This is a genomic window from Streptomyces sp. NPDC025784, assembly GCF_055558435.1.
This window is the reverse complement of sequence record NZ_JBVHMN010000001.1, coordinates 72,545-92,457: the sequence shown is the minus strand read 5'-3', so window position 1 is coordinate 92,457 and position 19,913 is coordinate 72,545. Positions and strand designations below refer to the sequence as shown.

General features: G+C 74.3%; 19 protein-coding genes. 13 read left to right on the top strand and 6 right to left on the bottom strand.

The window, feature by feature from the left end; translation table 11 throughout:
• The first annotated feature begins 495 nt into the window (after nucleotides 1–495).
• Together ACZ4IF_RS00380 and ACZ4IF_RS00375 are read left to right on the top strand one after the other, a co-directional pair.
• Nucleotides 496–2,478, top strand: coding sequence for a LuxR C-terminal-related transcriptional regulator (locus ACZ4IF_RS00380; RefSeq protein WP_467558217.1), 1,983 nt, complete (start codon nucleotides 496–498; stop codon nucleotides 2,476–2,478).
• 113 nt (nucleotides 2,479–2,591) lie between these two features.
• Entirely contained in the window at nucleotides 2,592–4,010 is a 1,419-nt protein-coding gene (locus ACZ4IF_RS00375) for a PucR family transcriptional regulator (RefSeq protein WP_467558215.1), read from the top strand.
• 44 nt (nucleotides 4,011–4,054) lie between these two features.
• Here ACZ4IF_RS00375 and ACZ4IF_RS00370 read toward each other — a convergent pair whose 3' ends face one another.
• A complete protein-coding gene (locus ACZ4IF_RS00370) occupies nucleotides 4,055–4,690 on the bottom strand; it encodes a TIGR03085 family metal-binding protein (protein WP_345643799.1) in 636 nt (211 codons plus the stop codon).
• 142 nt (nucleotides 4,691–4,832) lie between these two features.
• Between ACZ4IF_RS00370 and hisI the strand changes: the two genes are divergently transcribed.
• The 11 genes from hisI (at nucleotide 4,833) to lgt (ending at nucleotide 14,258) form a co-directional block, all read left to right on the top strand.
• Nucleotides 4,833–5,234 carry a phosphoribosyl-AMP cyclohydrolase gene (hisI, locus tag ACZ4IF_RS00365; RefSeq protein WP_467558213.1) on the top strand — a complete coding sequence of 134 codons (402 nt, stop codon included), beginning with the start codon at nucleotides 4,833–4,835 and terminating at the stop codon, nucleotides 5,232–5,234.
• Nucleotides 5,235–5,245: 11 nt separating this feature from the next.
• Nucleotides 5,246–6,724 carry an anthranilate synthase component I gene (locus tag ACZ4IF_RS00360; protein WP_467558211.1) on the top strand — a complete coding sequence of 493 codons (1,479 nt, stop codon included), beginning with the start codon at nucleotides 5,246–5,248 and terminating at the stop codon, nucleotides 6,722–6,724.
• A 106-nt stretch (nucleotides 6,725–6,830) separates the two neighbouring features.
• Nucleotides 6,831–7,484: a TIGR02234 family membrane protein gene (locus ACZ4IF_RS00355; RefSeq protein WP_467558209.1), complete on the top strand. Its 654-nt coding sequence runs from the start codon at nucleotides 6,831–6,833 to the stop codon at nucleotides 7,482–7,484.
• A 157-nt stretch (nucleotides 7,485–7,641) separates the two neighbouring features.
• A complete protein-coding gene (locus ACZ4IF_RS00350; protein ID WP_467558207.1) occupies nucleotides 7,642–7,872 on the top strand; it encodes an HGxxPAAW family protein in 231 nt (76 codons plus the stop codon).
• 93 nt (nucleotides 7,873–7,965) lie between these two features.
• Nucleotides 7,966–8,415 (top strand): DUF2752 domain-containing protein, encoded by a 450-nt coding sequence (locus ACZ4IF_RS00345; RefSeq protein ID WP_359491220.1) that lies wholly within the window; start codon nucleotides 7,966–7,968, stop codon nucleotides 8,413–8,415.
• Between the two features lie 158 nt (nucleotides 8,416–8,573).
• Entirely contained in the window at nucleotides 8,574–9,383 is an 810-nt protein-coding gene (trpC, locus tag ACZ4IF_RS00340) for an indole-3-glycerol phosphate synthase TrpC (protein WP_028803146.1), read from the top strand.
• Between the two features lie 8 nt (nucleotides 9,384–9,391).
• Nucleotides 9,392–9,727, top strand: coding sequence for a tryptophan biosynthesis modulator TrpM (trpM, locus tag ACZ4IF_RS00335; protein WP_467558204.1), 336 nt, complete (start codon nucleotides 9,392–9,394; stop codon nucleotides 9,725–9,727).
• 336 nt (nucleotides 9,728–10,063) lie between these two features.
• The gene (gene trpB, locus ACZ4IF_RS00330) at nucleotides 10,064–11,356 is read left to right on the top strand and encodes a tryptophan synthase subunit beta (RefSeq protein WP_467558202.1); all 1,293 of its coding nucleotides are present in this window, start codon (nucleotides 10,064–10,066) and stop codon (nucleotides 11,354–11,356) included.
• Nucleotides 11,353–12,168: a tryptophan synthase subunit alpha gene (trpA, locus tag ACZ4IF_RS00325; RefSeq protein WP_467558200.1), complete on the top strand. Its 816-nt coding sequence runs from the start codon at nucleotides 11,353–11,355 to the stop codon at nucleotides 12,166–12,168. Before trpB ends, trpA begins: the two co-directional genes overlap by 4 nt.
• Nucleotides 12,169–12,302: 134 nt before the next feature.
• Nucleotides 12,303–13,082: a DsbA family protein gene (locus ACZ4IF_RS00320; protein WP_359491213.1), complete on the top strand. Its 780-nt coding sequence runs from the start codon at nucleotides 12,303–12,305 to the stop codon at nucleotides 13,080–13,082.
• Nucleotides 13,083–13,202: 120 nt separating this feature from the next.
• Entirely contained in the window at nucleotides 13,203–14,258 is a 1,056-nt protein-coding gene (lgt, locus tag ACZ4IF_RS00315; RefSeq protein WP_467558198.1) for a prolipoprotein diacylglyceryl transferase, read from the top strand.
• A 69-nt stretch (nucleotides 14,259–14,327) separates the two neighbouring features.
• Here lgt and ACZ4IF_RS00310 read toward each other — a convergent pair whose 3' ends face one another.
• From ACZ4IF_RS00310 to ACZ4IF_RS00290, 5 genes are read right to left on the bottom strand one after another with little or no spacing between them, the layout of a single operon-like run.
• Nucleotides 14,328–15,164 carry an HpcH/HpaI aldolase/citrate lyase family protein gene (locus tag ACZ4IF_RS00310; RefSeq protein WP_467558196.1) on the bottom strand — a complete coding sequence of 279 codons (837 nt, stop codon included), beginning with the start codon at nucleotides 15,162–15,164 and terminating at the stop codon, nucleotides 14,328–14,330.
• Nucleotides 15,161–16,453 (bottom strand): CaiB/BaiF CoA transferase family protein, encoded by a 1,293-nt coding sequence (locus ACZ4IF_RS00305; RefSeq protein ID WP_467558194.1) that lies wholly within the window; start codon nucleotides 16,451–16,453, stop codon nucleotides 15,161–15,163. Before ACZ4IF_RS00305 ends, ACZ4IF_RS00310 begins: the two co-directional genes overlap by 4 nt.
• A complete protein-coding gene (rbsK, locus tag ACZ4IF_RS00300; protein WP_467558192.1) occupies nucleotides 16,450–17,361 on the bottom strand; it encodes a ribokinase in 912 nt (303 codons plus the stop codon). The genes ACZ4IF_RS00305 and rbsK overlap by 4 nt, the downstream gene beginning before the upstream one ends.
• Nucleotides 17,358–18,752 carry an ADP-ribosylglycohydrolase family protein gene (locus ACZ4IF_RS00295; RefSeq protein ID WP_467558190.1) on the bottom strand — a complete coding sequence of 465 codons (1,395 nt, stop codon included), beginning with the start codon at nucleotides 18,750–18,752 and terminating at the stop codon, nucleotides 17,358–17,360. The genes rbsK and ACZ4IF_RS00295 overlap by 4 nt, the downstream gene beginning before the upstream one ends.
• Entirely contained in the window at nucleotides 18,749–19,909 is a 1,161-nt protein-coding gene (locus ACZ4IF_RS00290) for an ADP-ribosylglycohydrolase family protein (protein ID WP_467558188.1), read from the bottom strand. The genes ACZ4IF_RS00295 and ACZ4IF_RS00290 overlap by 4 nt, the downstream gene beginning before the upstream one ends.
• Nucleotides 19,910–19,913: the final 4 nt, after the last annotated feature.

The window sequence follows — 19,913 nt, the reverse complement described above, 5'->3', positions numbered from 1 at the left end:
CGGCACTTCCGCCTTCGTCTACGCGGAAGTAACGTGACGCTCGTGACCGGAATGACGACTGCGCGAAGTCCACTCCGGACAGCGGGCCGGAGTACGTCACCCCCACCCGTGCGGGGGGCGTCGGATCCACCGTGCCGGAGCCGTGCGCCCGGAGCGCCGACCGCCGCGGGCACCGAACCGCCCGGGGACCGCACGGCGCCGCCGCCCCCGGCGGCGGACGCGATATCGGTCCCGGCGGCGGACGCGACGGCGGTCCCCCTCCCGGACCCGCCGACGACGCGGGCAAAGAGCGGGCGAGGCGGCACCGGCCCGCCTTCCGCCGCCGCATCGGTACTCGATGCGGAGGACCCCACCCGGACCGACACGCCGCCGGGCTCCCGCCATAGAGGTTCAGCCGGCCCCCCGAGCTCCATCGGGCTCTCCGACCCCGCGGCGCCGGCCACCGTGGGCGATGTCGTGTGGTCCGGCGAACAGCCCGCGGGGCAGGGTGAGTTGATGCTGCTGGCGGTTGCCGAGGGGGAGCGGGACGCGAGGGGCGCCGGAGTGGACGCCGCGGTGGTCCGCAGAGCCGCCGGTGCGTGCGGGCTCGACGCGGATGTGCTCGACGCGGCGGAGGCCGCGGGCCTCGTCCGGCTCAGCGGGGGCCGGATCGCCATCGTGGACCGGCGCACGGCCCGCACCTTCTACGCGAGCGCGCCGCCCGTCCGGCGGCGCGCGGCCCACCGTCTGCTGGCCGAGGCCCATGCCGGGGGTCCGCACGTGCTGCCCGTGCTCTTCCACCGGGCCGCGGCGGCCACGGCACCCGCACCCGGCCTCGGCGACGCGCTCGCCGCCGCGGCGGCCCGGGAGCCGGCCGGGGCGGACTCCGCGGAGCTGTCGGCGGCCTGGGCGCGGTCCGCCGAACTCGCCACCGAGGACGGTGTACGCGCCCTCCGTCTGGTCCACGCCGCCGAGCACGCCCGGCTGGCGGGGCTGCCGCGGCGCGCCCGGGACCTGCTGGCACAGGCCGGGTACGAGGGTGCGCGGGACGCGGTGCGCGGAGCGGCGGAACTGGTCGGCGGACGGCTCGCCCTCCAGGACGGCCCGGTCGCCGACGCACGCGAAGCGCTGCTCCTGGCGGCCGAGTTGCTGGCTCCCGCCGACGCGGGCCGTGCGCAGGCCGCCCGGCTCGCCGCCATGGAGGCGGCCTGGGCGACGGGCGACGCGGCGGCCTGCCTGGAGGCCTTGGAGCCCCCTCCGGTGCGGCCCGGCACCGGCGCCGACCGTCGGCTCACGGCGTACCGGGAGGGGATGGCCGAGGTGATGCACGGACGTCTGGAGGCCGGACGGCAGCGGCTGCGGGAGGTGGTGGCGGGCGCGGCCGGCGCCACCCCGCAGGGCCCGGAGGCGCTCCTGCGGGCCGGGGGCGCCGCCCTGGTGGCGGGCGATCTGCCGGCCGCCTGCCGGGCCAACTCCCGTGCCCTCGCCGTCGCCCGGGCCAGGGGCCCGCGCGTTCTCGTCGCCCAGGCGCTGGAACGCCTGGCCTACGCCGAACTGCGCGCCGGCCGGCACGCCCGGGCCCGCGCCCACGCCGAGGAGGGGCTGCGCACCGCCCGCGACGCCGGCCAGGACAACCTCGCGGCCCACCACCACGCGATCCTCGCGCTGGTGGCGTCGGTCGAGGGTTCCGCGGAGGACGTCGCCGAGCACGCCGACGCCGCCGAACGCGTCGCCGCGCCCCACGGACTCGCGCAGGCGGCCACCCTGGCCCAGTGGGCGCGAGCCCGCGCCGACCTGGCCCGCGGCCGGGTCGCCGAGGCCGCCGCGCGACTCGGCCCGCTGGTGGGACCCGGGCCGCGCCGCGGTCACTTCGCGGTGCGGATGCTCGCCGTCCCCTGCTTCGTGGAGGCGGCGGCCCGCACCGGCCAGACCGAGGCCGCCCGTTCGGCGGTGGCCGAGTTCGCCCGGTGGGCCGGTCAGGGCGCCGACCCGCAGGCGCCGGCCCAACTGGCCCGCTGTCGAGCGCTGCTGAGCGGCCATCAGGAGCGCGAGGCGCTGTTCGCCGCCGCGCTGGACCGCCACGAGGAGGCGACCGGGGACTTCGAACGCGGCCGTACCCAGCTGCTGTACGGGGCGTGGCTGCGGCGGCGGCGCAGACCGGGTGAGGCCCGCGGTCGTCTGCGTGACGCGCTGGTCTCCTTCGAGCGGGGCGGCGCGCTCGGCTGGGCCGCGCAGGCGCGGGCCGAACTGCGCGCCAACGGGGACGCCGCACCGCGTGAACCGTCCGGCCCGCTGGCGCTGCTGACGCCCCAGCAGCTGCGGATCGCGCGATGTGTGGCGGAGGGCGCCACCAATCGTGAGGTGGCGCTCAGCCTGTCCGTGAGTCCCCGCACCGTCGACCACCACCTGCGGAATGTCTTCGCCGTCCTGGGGATCCGCTCCCGCGTCGAGCTCTCCCGGCTGGTGGACCGGGCCGAGAAGACCATCGCACACCCCTAGGTACCGACCGGGCGGTATGTCATCCTGCGGGATCAGGAGGTCCGGAGCACCCGTGTGCCGCGCGTCGGCGCACCGGGCCGGCCGGACCGAGCCGACTCCGGTGGAGGACAGCGATGCAGCACCTCGTACCCGCCCACGTCCGGCCCCTGCCCGGACCGCGGCCCCCGGTACCCGCCGCACGCCCGGCCGTCGACGCGGAGGCACTCTCCGTACTGCACCGCGCGGCCCGGACGCTCATGGCGGGGCTGCCCGAGCTCACCGAACGCCTGATGACCCTCCTGAGCGAGTGCGAACCCGCCTACCGCACGGCCGTGCGGACCGACCCGGAGAACGTGCGCGAAGAGGTCCAGCGCTCGCTGCGGCTCAACGTCGGATCCCTCATCCGGCCCGGCGAGCTGCGCGAGGCCGCCCACCGCTGTTCCTGGGCCATCGGCAGGGCCCGGGCCGAGGACGGCCTCCCGCTGGACGCCCTGCTGCGCGCCTTCCGGCTGGGCGGCGGCATGGTCTGGCAGGGGCTCGTCGACGAGACCGCCCGCCGCGACCCCGCCGACGTGCGGCTGCTCGTGCACGTGGCCGCCGACGTGTGGAACTTCGTCGACGACCACTGCGCGATCGTCGCCGACGCCTACCGCCAGACCGAGCGCGAGCTGATGTGGCGCCGGGAGAACCGGCTGCGCCTGATGACGACCGCGCTGCTGGACGGCACCGCGCGCATCGCCGACCTGCCCGCCACCGCGGCCGCCCTGGGGCTCCCCGAAGAAGGCCGGTACGCCGTCGTGCTGGCCCGCCTGCCCGCCGTCCGGGCGGGTGCGGACGTACGGGGCCGGCTGCACCTGCCCGGCCTGCGCGTCCTGTGGTCCCGTGATCGCGACGGCGGCGGGAGCTACGGGATCGTCCTGCTCGGCGGTGACCTCGACGTGCCCCACGGCGGGGGCGAGCCCGGCCACGGCCACGACGGCGGTCTCGGCGCCCGGGGCCCGGAGCGCACGGCCGCCGTGCCGGAGGCCGGCGGCCCGGCCTGCGACGGCCCCGACGGGGAGCACGCCCGGACGCACGGGCCCGACGCGGACGCCGGGGAGATCGCCCGCCTGCTGGCCTCCCCGCCCGGTTCCCGGATCGGGGTGAGCCCGGTGGTGGAGGGACTCGCCGCGATCGGCGACGCCCGCCGCCTGGCCGACACGGCGCTCCGGGCCTGCCCGCGCTCCGGGGGGACCGTCGTACTGGAGGAGCACCTGCCCGCCGCCCTCGTCGTCTCCGCCCCGGCCCTCGGGGCGGCGCTCGCCGAGCGGGTCCTCGGCCCGCTGCTGCGGCTGGACGCCTCCGACCGGGACATCATGCTGGACACCTTGACGGCCTGGCTCGCCTGCGACGGCTCCGCCCAGCGTGCCGCCGGCCGGCTCTACTGCCACCGCAACACGGTGCTGAACCGGCTGCGCCGCTGCGAGCAGCTCACCGGCCGCTCCCTGACCCGGCCCACGGACGTCGTGGAACTCTCGCTCGCCCTGGCCGCCCGCAACCTGCTGGATCCCTGACGGACACCCGGCGGGCGCGGGCGGACCGTCCGTCCGCCGGCCGCTCAGATCCCGAGCTGCTTCGCCTCGTGCAGCTTCGTGATCGCGTCCTTGTCGCCGTCCAGTTCCACATCGGCCACCTGCTGCCGGCCGAGCGCGAACATCAGCAGCTCCGCGGGCTCACCCGTCACCGTCACGACCGGAGTGCCCTTGTGCGCGACGGCGGTCTGGCCGTCCGGGCGGCGCAGCACCAGACCGGTCGGGGAGCCGCGGCCGGCCAGCCGGGCCGTGCGCTCCAGCCGGGACCACAGGGCGTCCTGGAACACCGTGTCCAGCTCGCGCGGCGTCCAGTCGGGCTGCGCGCGCCGCACGTCCTCGGTGTGGACGTAGAACTCGACCGTGTTCGACGCCTCGTCGATCTGCTTCAGGGAGAACGGCGAGAACCGCGGCGGACCCGTACGGATCAGCTGGATCAGCTCCTCGTACGGCTTCTCGGCGAACTCCGCCATCACCCGCTCCAGCCGCGCCGCGAGCGGTTTGATCAGGATTCCGCCGGCCGCGTCGGCGCGGCGCTCGCGGACCACCACGTGCGCGGCGAGGTCCCGGGCGTTCCAGCCCTCGCACAGGGTCGGGGCGTCCGGGCCCACGGCCTCCAACAGATCGGCCAGGAGAAGTCGTTCACGCTTGGCATGGGTCGACATGCGGCAAGCCTACGACCGCCCCCTCCGTCCGCCCAGTGGACGCAGGCCGCCGGGAGGGCGCGCCCGCGCCGGACGGCCCGGGCGGCGTCCGGCCCGTGGACGAGAGCGGGACGCGTCCGCGCGGCGCGGCAGAATGGCACCCATGACCAGCACGCCTCAGCCCAGCAGGCCCAGCGGCCTGGACCCCGAGATCGTCGCGCGCCTCAAGCGCAGCGCCGACGGGCTCGTCCCCGCCATCGCCCAGCAGTACGACACCGGTGAGGTGCTCATGCTCGGCTGGATGGACGACGAGGCGCTGCATCGCACCCTCACCACGGGCCGCTGCACGTACTGGTCGCGCAGTCGCCGGGAGTACTGGGTCAAGGGCGACACCTCCGGCCACGTCCAGCACGTGAAGTCCGTGGCCCTGGACTGCGACGCCGACACGCTCCTGGTGAAGGTCGACCAGGTGGGCGCGGCCTGCCACACCGGCGCCCGCACCTGCTTCGACGCCGACGTGCTGCTCAAGGACGCCGATTCCGGCGTACCGTCACTGGATCAGTAGGGTCAGCCGCCATGGACCTCGAGACCTTCCGCAAGCTGGCCACGGACCGCCGTGTGATCCCCGTCAGCCGCAAGCTCCTCGCGGACGGCGACACGCCGGTCGCGCTCTACCGCAAGCTCGCCGCCGAGCGCCCCGGCACCTTCCTCCTGGAGTCCGCGGAGAACGGCCGCTCCTGGTCCCGTTACTCCTTCGTGGGCGTCCGCTCGGCCGCGACGCTCACCGAGCGGGACGGGCGGGCGCACTGGCTCGGCGCCCCGCCCGTCGGCGTCCCCGTGGACGGCGACCCGCTGGCCGCCCTGCGCGCCACCATCGAGGCGCTGCACACCCCGCACGGCGAGGGCCTGCCGCCGTTCACCGGCGGCATGGTCGGCTATCTGGGCTACGACATCGTGCGCCGCCTGGAGAAGATCGGCCCCGGTGAGCGGGACGACCTGAAGCTGCCCGAGCTGACCATGCTGCTCACCAGCGACCTGGCCGTCATGGACCACTGGGAGGGCTCGGTCCAGCTGATCGCCAACGCGATCAACCACAACGACCTCGACACCGGCGTCGACGAGGCCTACGCGGACGCCGTCGCCCGCCTCGACGCCATGGAGGCCGACCTGTCGCGCGCGGTGTCCCAGCCGCCCGCCGCGCTCCCGCCCTCCGAACTGCCCGAGTACACCGCCCTGTGGGGCGGCCCGGACTTCCGGGACGCCGTCGAGGACATCAAGGAGCGCATCCGGGCGGGCGAGGCCTTCCAGGTCGTCCCCTCGCAGCGCTTCGAGACGCCGTGCACCGCGAGCGCCCTGGACGTGTACCGGGTACTGCGGGCGACCAACCCGTCGCCGTACATGTACCTGTTCCGCTTCGACGGCTTCGACGTCGTCGGCTCGTCCCCCGAGGCCCTGGTCAAGGTCGAGGACGGGCAGGCGATGGTGCACCCCATCGCGGGCACCCGGCCGCGCGGCGCCACCGTCCAGGAGGACCAGGCCCTCGCCGACGAGCTGATGGCCGACCCCAAGGAGCGCGCCGAGCACCTCATGCTCGTCGACCTGGGCCGCAACGACCTCGGCCGGGTCTGCGAACCCGGCTCCGTCGAGGTCGTCGACTTCATGTCCGTCGAGCGGTACTCGCACGTCATGCACATCGTGTCGACCGTGACGGGGCGGGTCGCGCGGGGGCACACGGCCTTCGACGTCCTGGCCGCCTGCTTCCCCGCGGGCACCCTGTCCGGAGCCCCCAAGCCCCGCGCGATGCAGATCATCGACGAACTGGAGCCGTCCCGGCGCGGGTTGTACGGCGGCTGCGTGGGCTATCTGGACTTCGCGGGCGACTCCGACACCGCCATCGCGATCCGCACGGCCCTGCTGCGCGACGGCACGGCGTACGTCCAGGCGGGCGCGGGCATCGTCGCCGACTCCGACCCGCTCGCCGAGGACCACGAGTGCCGCAACAAGGCGGCGGCCGTTCTGCGCGCGGTGCACACCGCGAACCGGCTGGGCCGGTAGAGCCGTTGGCCTCCGGCCGCGGGGGCTGCCGGACCGTCCGGTTCCGGGCAATAGGACGAGGCTCACGTGAACCCCGGGTGACGGTTCGCCCGGGGTTCAGGCGATAGTGGAGTACGTGACTGCTGTACCTCACCCCCGATCCGAAGCCGCCGGCCCCGCCGGGTCCGGCCGCCGCAGCCTCGGAGTGGCGCTGCTCAGCGGCGCGCTCGGCGCGGCCGTGGCCCTGCTGTCCACCCGGCGCAGCTGGGCGGAGGGCACCGTGACGGTGGCCGGCGGCGACTTCCCGCTGACCGCCAAGGGCAGCGACGTCACGGGCGTGCCCGCGGCGCTCGCCATAGTCGGCCTCGCCGCGCTCGTCGCCGTGTTCGCCGTACGCCGCTCCGGGCGCCTGCTCGTCTCCGCGCTGCTCGCCCTCTCCGGCGCGGGCACCGTCGTCGCGGCCGTGCTCGGCGCGGGCGACAGCTCCGCACTCGACGAGAAGGCCGCCGCCTCCTCCGGCAACACCGCCGCCACCGCCGACGCGCTCAGCCACACCGCCTGGCCGTACGTCGCGGCCGTGGGCGGGGCGCTGATCCTCCTCGCGGGGCTGCTCGCACTGCGCTACGGCAGCCTGTGGCCGGTGATGTCGGGCCGCTACGAACGCGACGGGACGCCCCGGCCGCGGAAGGCCGAGCCGGTCGACCCCGACCGTCCCGAGGACCTGTGGAAGGCGCTCGACCGCGGAGAGGACCCGACGGGCCCCGACCCGGCCGGAACCTGAGAGCTCCGCCGCGTCCCCGGCCCGCCCGGCACCCCGGTCACGCACCGGGGCAGGCGGCGCGCGAGGACGGACCCCCCGCTCACGGCACGCGCCCGAGTACGGGACAATGGACGTGAGCGTCCGACTCACATACGCATACAGCAACGAGGAGCAAGTCATGGCGGGCAGCAGCCACGGTCACACCCCGGCCGCCTGGACCGGTGTCATCATCGCCTTCATCGGTTTCTGCGTCGCGGGTGCCTTCATGGTGATGGCCCAGCCACTGGGTTTCTGGGCGGGCATGGTCGTCGTCGCGCTCGGCGGTGTCGTCGGCTTCGTCATGAAGTCCGCGGGCCTCGGCCAGCAGAAGTCCACCCCGGTCCGCGAGACGGCGGGTGCCCAGGGCTGACCGCCCCGCGAACCTCCCGAGAGGCGGTCCCGGCACGGCCGGGGCCGCCTCTCGCGTTCTCGTGACAGGCGCGTGACGCGGGAGAGGGGCACAATGCGTGGGGTGAACGCAGAAACCCAGAGGGTGACGCGGGCGGCCGGACTTCCGGACGTGCTGCGCCGGCTCCTCGTCCCCGGTGGGGTGCTGGCCGCTGTCGCCGGTGCCTTCGCGTACGTGGGGGCCGTCGACCCGAACCAGCCCGGCCACTACCCGGTCTGCCCGCTGCTGCGCTTCACCGGCGTGTACTGCCCCGGCTGCGGAGGTCTGCGCAGCGCGCACGCCTTCGTGCACGGGGACATCGCGGCGGCGCTCACCGACAACGTGCTCGCGGTCGCCGGATACCTGGTCTTCGCGGTGGTGTGGGCCGTCTGGGTGGTCCGCTCGGTCCGCGGACGGCCGGTGCGGCTCGATCTCGGACCGGTCCACCTGTGGAGCCTGGGTGCGTTGGTGCTGGTCTTCACCGTTGTCCGGAACCTGCCGTTCGGCGGCTGGTTGCATCCTTGATCAACGGGCAAACGTCCAGGTAGTGGGACCGGCGTCAACCGGATGCAAGGCCTACGCCTTCCTCCGGATACCATCACAAGTGACCCGTCCGAACCGTCCGGGACGGTGCACCCGGGTCGACTGCTTCAACCCTCCACCGCAGGAAGGGGGCCGCTCGCGTGAGCGTGCTCGACGAGATCATCGACGGAGTCCGTGCCGACCTCGCGGAACGGCAGGCGCGCGTCAGCCTCGACGAGCTCAAGGAGCGCGCGGCGAAGGCTCCGGCTGCCAAGGACGGCGTGGCCGCCCTGCGCGGTGACGGCGTCAAGGTCATCTGCGAGGTCAAGCGGTCCAGCCCCTCCAAGGGCGCGCTGGCCGCGATCGCCGACCCGGCCGGCCTCGCCGCGGACTACGAGGCGGGCGGCGCCGCCGTCATCTCCGTGCTGACCGAGGAGCGCCGCTTCGGCGGCTCGCTCGCGGACCTGGAGGCCGTCCGCGCCCGCGTGGACATCCCGGTCCTGCGCAAGGACTTCATCGTCACGTCGTACCAGCTGTGGGAGGCCCGCGCGTACGGCGCCGACCTCGCGCTGCTGATCGTCGCCGCCCTCGACCAGCCCGCCCTGGAGTCCCTCATCGAGCGCGCCGAGTCCATCGGGCTCACCCCGCTCGTCGAGGTGCACGACGAGGACGAGGTCGAGCGCGCGGTGGACGCGGGAGCCAAGGTCATCGGTGTCAACGCGCGCAACCTGAAGACGCTGAAGGTCGACCGCACGACCTTCGAGCGCGTGGCGCCGGAGATCCCCGACTCCATCGTCAAGATCGCCGAGTCCGGCGTCCGCGGCCCGCACGACCTCATCGCGTACGCCAACGCCGGCGCCGACGCGGTCCTGGTGGGCGAGTCGCTCGTCACCGGCCGTGACCCGAAGACCGCGGTCTCCGACCTCGTCGCGGCCGGGGCCCACCCCGCGCTGCGCCACGGACGGGACTGACCCGCCCCGTGTCCGTCGCGCCCTCCGCCGTCGCCGACTCCCGTCCGGGCCTTCGCCCCGACGGTGAGGCGGCACGCCCGGGGTGCGGGGGCACGCACACCGGTCGGCCCGCCGTGCGCTCCGCCGCGGCACCGTCCCCCGCCTCGGCGGTCCGGGACCCGTACGCCTGTCTCGCCCGCGGCTGCCGTCCGCGCGGCTGCCGGGCGCCCGCGCGGCGCGTGCACGGCCGCCGGGTCCGTTACGTCATCGGCGACGAGCCGGGCCAGGTCAACGGCATGCGATGGCCCGAGCGCGTACGCGCGCTCGCGCCTCTCCCGGCCACGTCCTGTCTGCGGGCGGTCTGAGCCGGAGACCGGCACCGGCCACTCCAGGAGATCCGCCCCGCACACCGCCGGGCGCCTTTCCGGGCGAGGGGCGGGCTCCGCCCGTCCCTCCGTCGAGTGGCTCCGCCCGGCGCGGCACCGCCGATCTCCGCCGCGCGGCCGCATGCCGTCGTGGCGGACCTCCCCACCCGACCACTGACCCGTCCGGACCGCCCGGCCGCCATGCGGCGGGGCGTCCGCCGTGGAGGGTGGACGGGACGGCTCGGCCCCGTGCCGCAGGCGCATCGCGGGCGTACGTGGCTAACGTGACCACTGACCGGCCTTCAACCGGGGCGACAGCCCCTGCGAGGTAATCGCATGCCCAGCGAGTTCTTCATTCCCGACCCGGAGGGTCGAGTTCCCAGCGCCGAGGGCTACTTCGGCGCGTTCGGCGGCAAGTTCATCCCGGAGGCGCTCGTCGCCGCCGTGGACGAGGTCGCCGTCGAGTACGACAAGGCGAAGGCGGACCCCGAGTTCGCCCGCGAGCTCGACGACCTGCTCGTCCACTACACCGGGCGGCCGAGTTCGCTCACCGAGGTGCCCCGGTTCGCCGAGCACGCGGGAGGCGCCCGCGTCTTCCTGAAGCGGGAGGACCTCAACCACACCGGCTCCCACAAGATCAACAATGTGCTCGGCCAGGCCCTGCTGACCAAGCGGATGGGCAAGACGCGCGTCATCGCGGAGACGGGCGCCGGCCAGCACGGCGTCGCCACCGCGACCGCCTGCGCGCTCTTCGGTCTCGAATGCACCATCTACATGGGCGAGATCGACACCCAGCGCCAGGCGCTGAACGTGGCCCGGATGCGGATGCTCGGCGCCGAGGTCATCGCCGTGAAGTCCGGCAGCCGCACCCTCAAGGACGCCATCAACGAGGCGTTCCGCGACTGGGTCGCCAACGTCGACCGCACCCACTACCTCTTCGGCACCGTCGCGGGCCCCCACCCCTTCCCGGCCATGGTGCGCGACTTCCACCGGGTCATCGGCGTCGAGGCGCGTCGGCAGATCCTGGAGCGCGCCGGACGCCTCCCCGACGCCGCCGTGGCCTGCGTCGGCGGCGGCTCCAACGCCATCGGGCTCTTCCACGCCTTCATCCCGGACGCGGACGTCCGCCTCATCGGCTGCGAGCCCGCCGGGCACGGGGTGGAGACCGGAGAGCACGCCGCGACCCTGACCGCCGGCGAGCCCGGCATCCTGCACGGATCGCGGTCGTACGTCCTCCAGGACGAGGAGGGGCAGATCACCGAGCCCTACTCGATCTCGGCCGGACTCGACTACCCCGGCATCGGCCCCGAGCACTCCTATCTCAAGGACAGCGGCCGGGGCGAGTACCGCGCCGTCACCGACGACGCGGCCATGCAGGCGCTGCGCCTGCTCTCCCGCACCGAGGGGATCATCCCGGCCATCGAGAGCGCCCACGCGCTCGCGGGAGCCCTGGAGGTCGGCAAGGAGCTGGGCAGGGACGGACTGATCGTCGTCAACCTGTCCGGCCGTGGCGACAAGGACATGGACACAGCCGCCCGATACTTCGGCCTGTACGACGAAGGCACCGACGCGGTCGTCCCCGCGGACGCGGCCGGCGAGAACGCCGAGATCGAGGGGGACGCCAAGTGAGCGGCAACATCCAGCTGTTGAGTGACACCCTCGCCGGCGCGAAGGCGGAGGGGCGCTCCGCCCTCATCGCCTACCTGCCGGCGGGTTTCCCGACCGTCGACGGAGGCATCGCCGCGATCAAGGCCGTCTTCGAGGGCGGCGCGGACGTCGTCGAGGTGGGCCTGCCGCACAGCGACCCCGTCCTCGACGGCCCCGTCATCCAGACCGCCGACGACATCGCCCTGCGGGGCGGCGTCAAGATCGCCGACGTGATGCGGACGGTCCGGGAGGCCTTCGAGGCGACCGGGAAGCCCGTCCTCGTGATGACGTACTGGAACCCCATCGACCGCTACGGCGTCGAGCGCTTCACCGCCGAGCTCGCCGAGGCGGGCGGCGCGGGCTGCATCCTGCCCGACCTGCCCGTCCAGGAGTCGGCGCTGTGGAGGGAGCACGCCGAGAAGCACGGCCTCGCGACCGTCTTCGTCGTCGCGCCCAGCAGCAAGGACGCCCGGCTCGCCGAGATCACCGCGGCGGGCAGCGGCTTCGTGTACGCCGCCTCGCTGATGGGCGTCACCGGCACCCGCGAGTCGGTGGGCGCCCAGGCGCAGGATCTGGTGCGGCGCACCCGGACCACCACCGAGCTGCCCGTCTGCGTCGGCCTCGGCGTCTCCAACGCGACCCAGGCCGCCGAGGTGGCCGGGTTCGCCGACGGTGTGATCGTCGGGTCGGCGTTCGTGCAGCGGATGCTGGACGCGCCGGACGAGGCCGCGGGTCTCGACGCCGTGCGCGCCCTCGCGGGCGACCTCGCCGAGGGTGTGCGCAAGAAGGCGTGAGGCCGGTACCGGGGGAGCCGGCGGAGCTGTCGCGCCGGCCCCCGACAGGTGCGTAACGGACAATCCGCTCACTCGAAGGGGTGGACCTGGGACCGGGGAGGCGCGCTGCGCCTCCCCGGTTCGTTCTGCCGGATGTGAGCGAGAACAACCGTGACGTAAAGCGCAATGCCCGCGAGCGGCTGGCGGTCGAGCGAGAGAAGCAGAAGGCCGCGGAGAAGCGCCGGCGCGCGCTGATCGTGGGGGCGTCGGTGGTCTGCGTCCTGGCCCTTGCCGCGGTGGTGGGCGTTCTGGCCGCCAACTCCGGCAAGGAGACCAAGAAGACCGACACGGCGGGACCGGCCGTGTCGCCGTCGGGAGCCACCGGCAAGGACGGTCTCGCCATCCCCGTCGGGAAGGAAGGCGCCAAGTCGACCCTCACGGTGTGGGAGGACTTCCGCTGCCCCGCCTGCCAGGCCTTCGAGGCCATGTACCGGCCCACGATCCATGAGCTGGTCGACGCCGGACAGCTGAAGGTCGAGTACCACCTGGTCACCCTCATCGACGGGAATCTGGGCGGCAGCGGCTCCCTGCGCGCGGCGAACGCCGCGGCCTGCGCCCAGGACGCCGGCAAGTTCACCGAGTACCACGACGTGCTCTACGAGAACCAGCCCAAGGAGACCGACGACGCCTTCGCCGACAACGCCAAGCTCATCGAGCTGGCGGGCAAGGTCGACGGCCTGGACACCCCGGCCTTCCGCAAGTGCGTCAATGACGGGACGCACGACAGCTGGGTCGTGAAGTCGAACACCGCCTTCCAGAACAACGGCCTGCACTCGACCCCGACGGTGCTGCTGGGCGCGACGAACATCTATGCGGACCAGACGATGACGCCCGCCAAGCTGAAGCAGTTGGTGGAGGCGGAGAACAAGTCCTGAGCTCCCCGCACGCCCGCTGCCCCCGGCCCGCCACCCGGCCCGGGGGCAGCCGCACGTTATGGACCCGTTGCCGGGGTGCTTGCCTCAGGTGAGGTCCGGCACGGTAGCGTCGACCCTGCCATGGAACTTGCCTTCATTCCCAGCCCGCCGCGCAGTGTGCTGCATCTCGGCCCCATTCCGCTGCGCGGCTACGCGTTCTGCATCATCATCGGCGTCTTCGTGGCCGTCTGGCTCGGCAACAAGCGCTGGATCGCCCGGGGCGGGCGATCCGGCACCGTTGCCGACATCGCGGTCTGGGCCGTCCCCTTCGGCCTTCTCGGAGGCCGGCTCTATCACGTGATCACGGACTACGAGCTGTACTTCAGCGAGGGCCGTGACTGGGTGGACGCCTTCAAGGTGTGGGAGGGCGGGCTCGGCATCTGGGGCGCCATCGCGCTCGGCGCGGTCGGCGCCTGGATCGGCTGCCGCCGCCGCGGCATCCCGCTGCCCGCGTACGCCGACGCCATCGCCCCCGGCATCGCCTTCGCGCAGGCCATCGGGCGCTGGGGCAACTGGTTCAACCAGGAGCTGTACGGCAAGGCCACGGACCTGCCCTGGGCGCTGCACATCACCTCCTCCGCGGACGGCCGCGTCCCGGGCTACTACCACCCGACGTTCCTGTACGAGTCGCTGTGGTGCATCGGCGTCGGTCTCCTGGTCATCTGGGCCGACCGCCGCTTCCAGCTCGGCCACGGCCGCGCCTTCGCGCTGTACGTCGCCGCCTACTGTGTCGGCCGCGGCTGGATCGAGTACATGCGCGTCGACGACGCCCACCACATCCTCGGTCTGCGTCTGAACGACTGGACCGCGATGCTGGTCTTCCTGCTCGCGGTGCTGTACATCGTGATCTCCGCGCGCCGCCGTCCGGGCCGGGAGGCCGTCGTGGAGCCGGGCGCGGACGCCCCCGGTGACAAGGACGGCGAGACCGCCGCGGCCACCGAGGCCCCCGGCAAGGACGCGGACGTCTCTGGCAAGGACGTTTCCGGCAAGGACGCGGACGACTCCGCCGACCGGGTGAAGCCCGCGGACGCGGCTGCCGAGCGACCCGGTGAGCCCGGCTCCGCCGAGGACACCGACGTCGTCGAGGACGTCGAGCCGGCGACCGCCGACGAGGCGGGGACGGCCAAGAAGGGCTGACCTTCCGTACCCCAAAGGGGGCGCCGCGTCCGGGACGCGGCGCCCCCTTCGTATGCGGGGCCGGGCCCGCTACGTCAGACGGCGCGCCAGCGCGAGGGTGCGATGGGCGGCCATCACCACCGCCGCGTCGACGAACCGGCCGTCGGGCAGGGCCAGGGCGCCCGCGTCGCTCTCGGCGGCCTTCACGACGGCCTCGGCCGAGTCGATCTCCGCCGGGGTGGGGAGATAGGCCTGCTCGATGATGGGCAGCTGACGGGGATGGATGGCCGCACGCCCGAGGAAACCGAGTGTGCGCCCGTGTCCGCAGGACGAGGCCAGCCCCTCCACGTCACGGATGTCCGGGTAGACCGACTGGACGGGCGGGGGCAGGCCCGCCGCACGCGCGGCCACGACCACACGGGCGCGCGACCAGTCCAGGCCGGTGTCGTTGCGGACGCCGAGGTCGGCCCTCAGGTCGGTCTCCCCGATGGCGATGCCGTGCAGTGCCCGATGCGACGAGGCGATGGCGAAGGCGTGCTCCACGCCGAGCGCCGTCTCCAGCAGCGCGTACAGGGGAATCGCGGCGCCGTCGGCGGGTGTGGCCTCCTGCGCGACCCGTACGACGTCTGAGGGCGAGGACACCTTGGGGAGCCGGATGCCGGACAGACCGGGGAGCGGGGAGAGGGTCTTGAGGTCGGTCTCCGTCAGCGGGTTGTCCAGGGCGTTGACGCGGACGTGGACCGGGACGGGCGGCGGATCGCGCAGCAGGTCGGCGGTGGCCTCGCGGGCGTACGCCTTGCGGTCCGGGGCCACCGCGTCCTCCAGGTCGACCAGCACGACGTCCGCTCCGGAGGCCAGGGCCTTGGCGACCACGGCGGGACGGTCCCCTGGGGCGTACAGCCAGGTGAGGGGGAACTCCGCGGTCACAGAGCGCCCTCCGCCCGCAGCGCGCCGATCTCCGCCCCGGTCAGACCGAGTTCGGTGAGGACCCGCTCCGTGTCCGCGCCGTGCGGGCGGCCCGCCCAGTGGATCGCGCCCGGCGTGCCGGAGAGCCGGAAGAGGACGTTCTGCATGCGCAGCGGTCCCAGGTCGGGGTCGTCGAGGGTGGTCACGGTGTCCAGGGCCGCGTACTGCGGGTCGGTCATCACGTCCCGGACGTCCTGCACGGGGGCCACCGCGGCCTCCGCCTTCTCGAAGGCCTCCAGGACCTCGGTGCGGTCGTGCCGGGCGATCCACGAGCCGACCGCCTCGTCCAGGACGTCCGCGTGACGTGCCCGGTCCGCGCCCGTCGCGAACCACGGCTCGTCGATCAGGTCCGGGCGTCCGACCAGCCGCATCACCCGCTCCGCGATCGACTGCGCCGACGTGGAGACCGCCACCCAGGAGCCGTCCGCCGTGCGGTAGGTGTTGCGGGGGGCGTTGTTCGCGGAGCGGTTCCCGGTGCGCGGCTGGACGTGGCCGAGCTGGTCGTACCAGATGGGCTGCGGCCCGAGGACGGTCAGGATCGGTTCGATGATCGCCATGTCGATGACCTGGCCCTCGCCGGTGCGGTCGCGGGCCCGCAGCGCGGTCATCACGGCGTACGCCGTGGCCAGGCCCGCGATCGAGTCGGCGAGCCCGAAGGGCGGCAGGACCGGCGGCGCGTCCGGCTCACCGGTGACCGCCGCGAAGCCGCTCATCGCCTCGGCGAGCGTGCCGAAGCCGGGGCGGTGCGCGTAGGGGCCGAACTGACCGAACGCGGTGACCCGGGCCAGCAGCAGGCGGGGGTTGGCGGCCGACAGTTCGTCCCAGCCCAGGTCCCACTTCTCCAGCGTGCCGGGGCGGAAGTTCTCGACGATCACGTCGGCGGTGGCGGCGAGCCGGAGCAGGGTCGCGCGGCCGCCGCGCTTGGACAGGTCCAGCGTGATCGTGTGCTTGTTGCGGCCGAGGAGCTTCCACCACAGGCCGACGCCGTCCTTCGACGGGCCGTGGCCGCGCGACGGATCCGGCTTGGCCGGATGCTCCACCTTGATGACCTCCGCGCCGAAGTCGCCGAGCATGGTGGCGGCCAGCGGTCCGGCGAAGAGGGTCGCGAGGTCCAGGACGCGCAGCCCGGCGAGCGGGCCGTCGCGTTCCGGTCGGGCGCTCGCGCGATGTGCCGGCCTCGTGCGCTGCGGGTGCGCGCTCGCCGGACCGGTGCCGTGCGGGCCCGCCGGGCGGCCCGGGCGCGCGGTCATGAGCGCGCACCGTTCGACTGCGCGGCCTGGGCGTCGATCTCCGAGCGGTACGGCATCGAGGAGGACGCCCCCGGCCGCTGCACCGAGAGCGCCGCGGCCGCCGACGCCCAGACGAGCGCCTCCGGCATCTCCCGGCCCTCGGCGAGCGCCACGGCGAGGGTGCCGGCGAAGGTGTCGCCCGCACCGGTCGAATCCACCGCGGTCACCCGGGGAGCGGGCACGGTGAGGGGCCGTGCGCCCCGGGCCGCGTACAGACTGCCCGCCGCGCCCAGGGTGACGACGACCTGCGGGACCTGTTCGAGCAGGGCCGCGGCGGCCTCGTACGGGTCGGTGACGCCGGTGAGCGCGGCGGCTTCGTGCTCGTTGGGCAGCAACAGGTCGATGGCACCGAGCAGTTCGGCTGCCAGGGGCTGGGCGGGGGAGGGGGTCAGGATCGTGCGGACGCCGTGCCGGCGCGCGGCCCGGGCGCCCGCGACGACCGCGTCGAGCGGGATCTCCAGCTGGAGCAGGAGGGCGTCGGCGGCGGCGATGAGCCCCTCGTCGCCGGGGGCGAGGGCGGTGACCGTGCCGTTGGCGCCGGGGACGACGACGATGGCGTTGCCGCCCTCGTCGTCGACGACGATGTGCGCGGTGCCCGACGGGCCCTCGGTGGTGCGCAGATGGTCGGTGTCCACGCCCGAGTGCTCCAGCGTGGACCGTAGCTGGCTGCCGAAGGCGTCCGCGCCCACCGCGCCGATCAGCGAGACGTCGGCGCCGGCGTGCGCCGCGGCCACCGCCTGGTTGGCCCCCTTGCCGCCGGGGATCGTACGGAACTCCCGTCCCGTCACGGTCTCCCCGCGCTGCGGGGCCTTGGGGACGTACGCGACGAGGTCCATGTTCGTGCTGCCGAGCACGGCGATGTGGGTCATGGGCGACGGATCTCCCGTTGTGTGAGGTGGGCGAGGGTGTCGAAGCCGATGCCGTCGAAGTCGGCGATCGAGGTGGCGAGCCGGTTCTTCAGGGGACTGGTCCAGCGGTCGGGCAGGGCCAGGGGGTCGCCCGCGAGGAGGCCCGCGACGCTGCCGGCCGTCGCGCCGTTCGAGTCGGTGTCCCAGCCGCCCGACACCGTCCGGCAGATGGAACCGGTGAAGTCGCCGTCCGCGTGGGTCAGGGCGGCGGCGATCAGGGCGGTGTTGGGCACGGCGTGCACCCAGTGGCAGTCGTGGTGGACGGCGTGCAGTTCGTCGACGACCGTGTCGAAGTCGTCCGTCGTACGGGCGAGCCGGACGGCGTGCCGGACCGCGCGGGCCAGTCGGGAGCCGGGCGGCACGACGGTGAGTCCGATGCCGAGACACCGGTGGACGTCACTTGCCCCGCCGGCCGCCTCGGCGATGACCGCGGCCGTGAACATCGCCGCGTAGACGCCGTTGGCGGTGTGGGTGAGGGTGGCGTCCCGGTGTGCCTGTGCCGCGGCGGCGCCCGGATCACCGGGATTGGTCCAGCCGTGCACGTCGGCGCGGATCAGTGCGCCGATCCACTCGCGGAACGGGTTGCGGTGGCGAGCCGTCCGCGGGGGCTCGATGCCGGACAGGAGGTTGCGGTAGGCGACGCGTTCCGCGGTGAACGTACGACCCGCGGGGAGTTCGTCCAGCCAGAGCCGGGCCACGTCCGCGGTGGTGAACCGTCTGCCGTGGCGTTGCAGCAACAGGAGGTTCAGAAGCGGGTAGTTGAGGTCGTCGTCCTCCGGCATGCCGTCGATGTTCTCGGCGAGGGAAGTGGGCGCGGAGCGCTTGTTCCAGGGGTATGCCTCCTTGAGGTGCCCGGGCAGCCCGCGCGCCGTGAACCAGGTGTGCAGGGGCCAGTTCCCGGTGGCCCGGGCCAGTTCCCTGATGCCCCGCAGGGGCAGCTTCTCCACCGGTTTGCCCAGCAGGCAGCCGACCGCCCTGCCCAGCCAGGCCGCTTCGAGGCGGGCCCGGCCGGGGACCGGCGGCGGTACCGGTGGTGGCGCCGGCCAGTCCGCGCAGTGCGCTCTGATCCTCGTCAGGCCGGTCGGCTCCTGGTGCGCCGACGTGCTGGGCAGGTCCGCCAGCTCGTCGAGCAGGTCCTCGGCCAGGACCCGCAGATACGGGGAGACGGGGGTCGGGGAGGAGCCCGCGCGCAGCGGGGCCGCGGGGCCGCCCGCCGCGCGCCAGCGGGCCGCGACGGCCGCGGGGGAGCGGCCGTCCTGGGTCGCCTGGTGGAGTTCGTGGCCGAGGAGGTCCTCGGGCTGGACCCAGGTCAGCCGGAGCGTCTGCGCCGGCGACCCGGCGGAGCCGGTCACCGTGGTCCCGCCAGGGCCGCGTACGCCGATTCGTGGCCCCGGCGGCGGCACACGTCCCGCTCGAAGATCTCCCGGGTCACCTCCGCGAGCGTCCTGGCCGGGCCGTCCAGGTCGAGGCGGCTCGACTCCGCCACCGTCTTCGACCAGTCGTGCGGGACCTCGGAACCGAGGGCGCCCGCGAGCGCCCCGGCCATGGTCGCGATGGAGTCGCAGTCGCGTCCGTAGTTGACCGCGCCGAGGACCGCGTGCCGGTAGTCGCCGTCCGCGACCACCAACATGCCGAGGGCGACGGGGAGTTCCTCGATGGAGTGCAGGCGTGACGGGCGGCGGGCGCCCAGCGACGGGGCACGGTAGTCGGGGCCGACGGTGTCGTAGGGGGCCACCGCCTCGCGCAGCGGGGCCAGCGCGGACTCGAAGTCCGTGTGGCGGGCGGCGACTTCGCAGACCGCCTCGACGGCGTCGCGGGTACCGTCCTTCGCCAGCGCCAGGCAGGTGTCGACCACCGAGGCGGGGGTCGCCCCGGGGGCGCAGGCCGCCGCGACCGCCGCGGCGAAGACGCCCGCGGCCTCGCGGCCGTACGACGACTGGTGGGCGCCGGCGACGTCGAGCGCCTCGGCGTACGCGGCGGCCGGGTTCGCCGCGTTGACCAGGCCGACCGGGGCCATGTACATCGCCGCACCGCAGTTGACGATGTTGCCGGTGCCCGCCTCGCGCGGGTCCACGTGGCCGTAGTGCAGGCGGGCCACCAGCCACTTCTCCGCGAGGAAGATCCGTTGCAGGGGGAGCGCCTCGGCCTCCAGCTCGGGGACCCAGCGGGGGGTGCCCATGAGGTCGGGCACCAGGTGCTCGGCGACGGAGTACGCGTCGAGGTGGTCGCGGACGGTGGCGTACACCCGTACCAGCGCATGGGTCATCAACGTGTCGTCGGTGACGTGTCCGTCGCCCTTGTGGTACGGGGCGATGGGGCGGGCGGTGCGCCACGCGTCGCCGTTCCAGGGGCCGACGATGCCGTGCACCCGGCCGCCGTGGCGCTCGGTGATCTGCTCGGGGGAGTACCCCTCGACGGGGCCGCCGAGCGCGTCGCCGACGGCGGCTCCGACGAGGGCTCCGGTGATCCGTTCGTCGAGGGTTCCCGTTCCTTCTCCTTTGGGCGTCATGCCC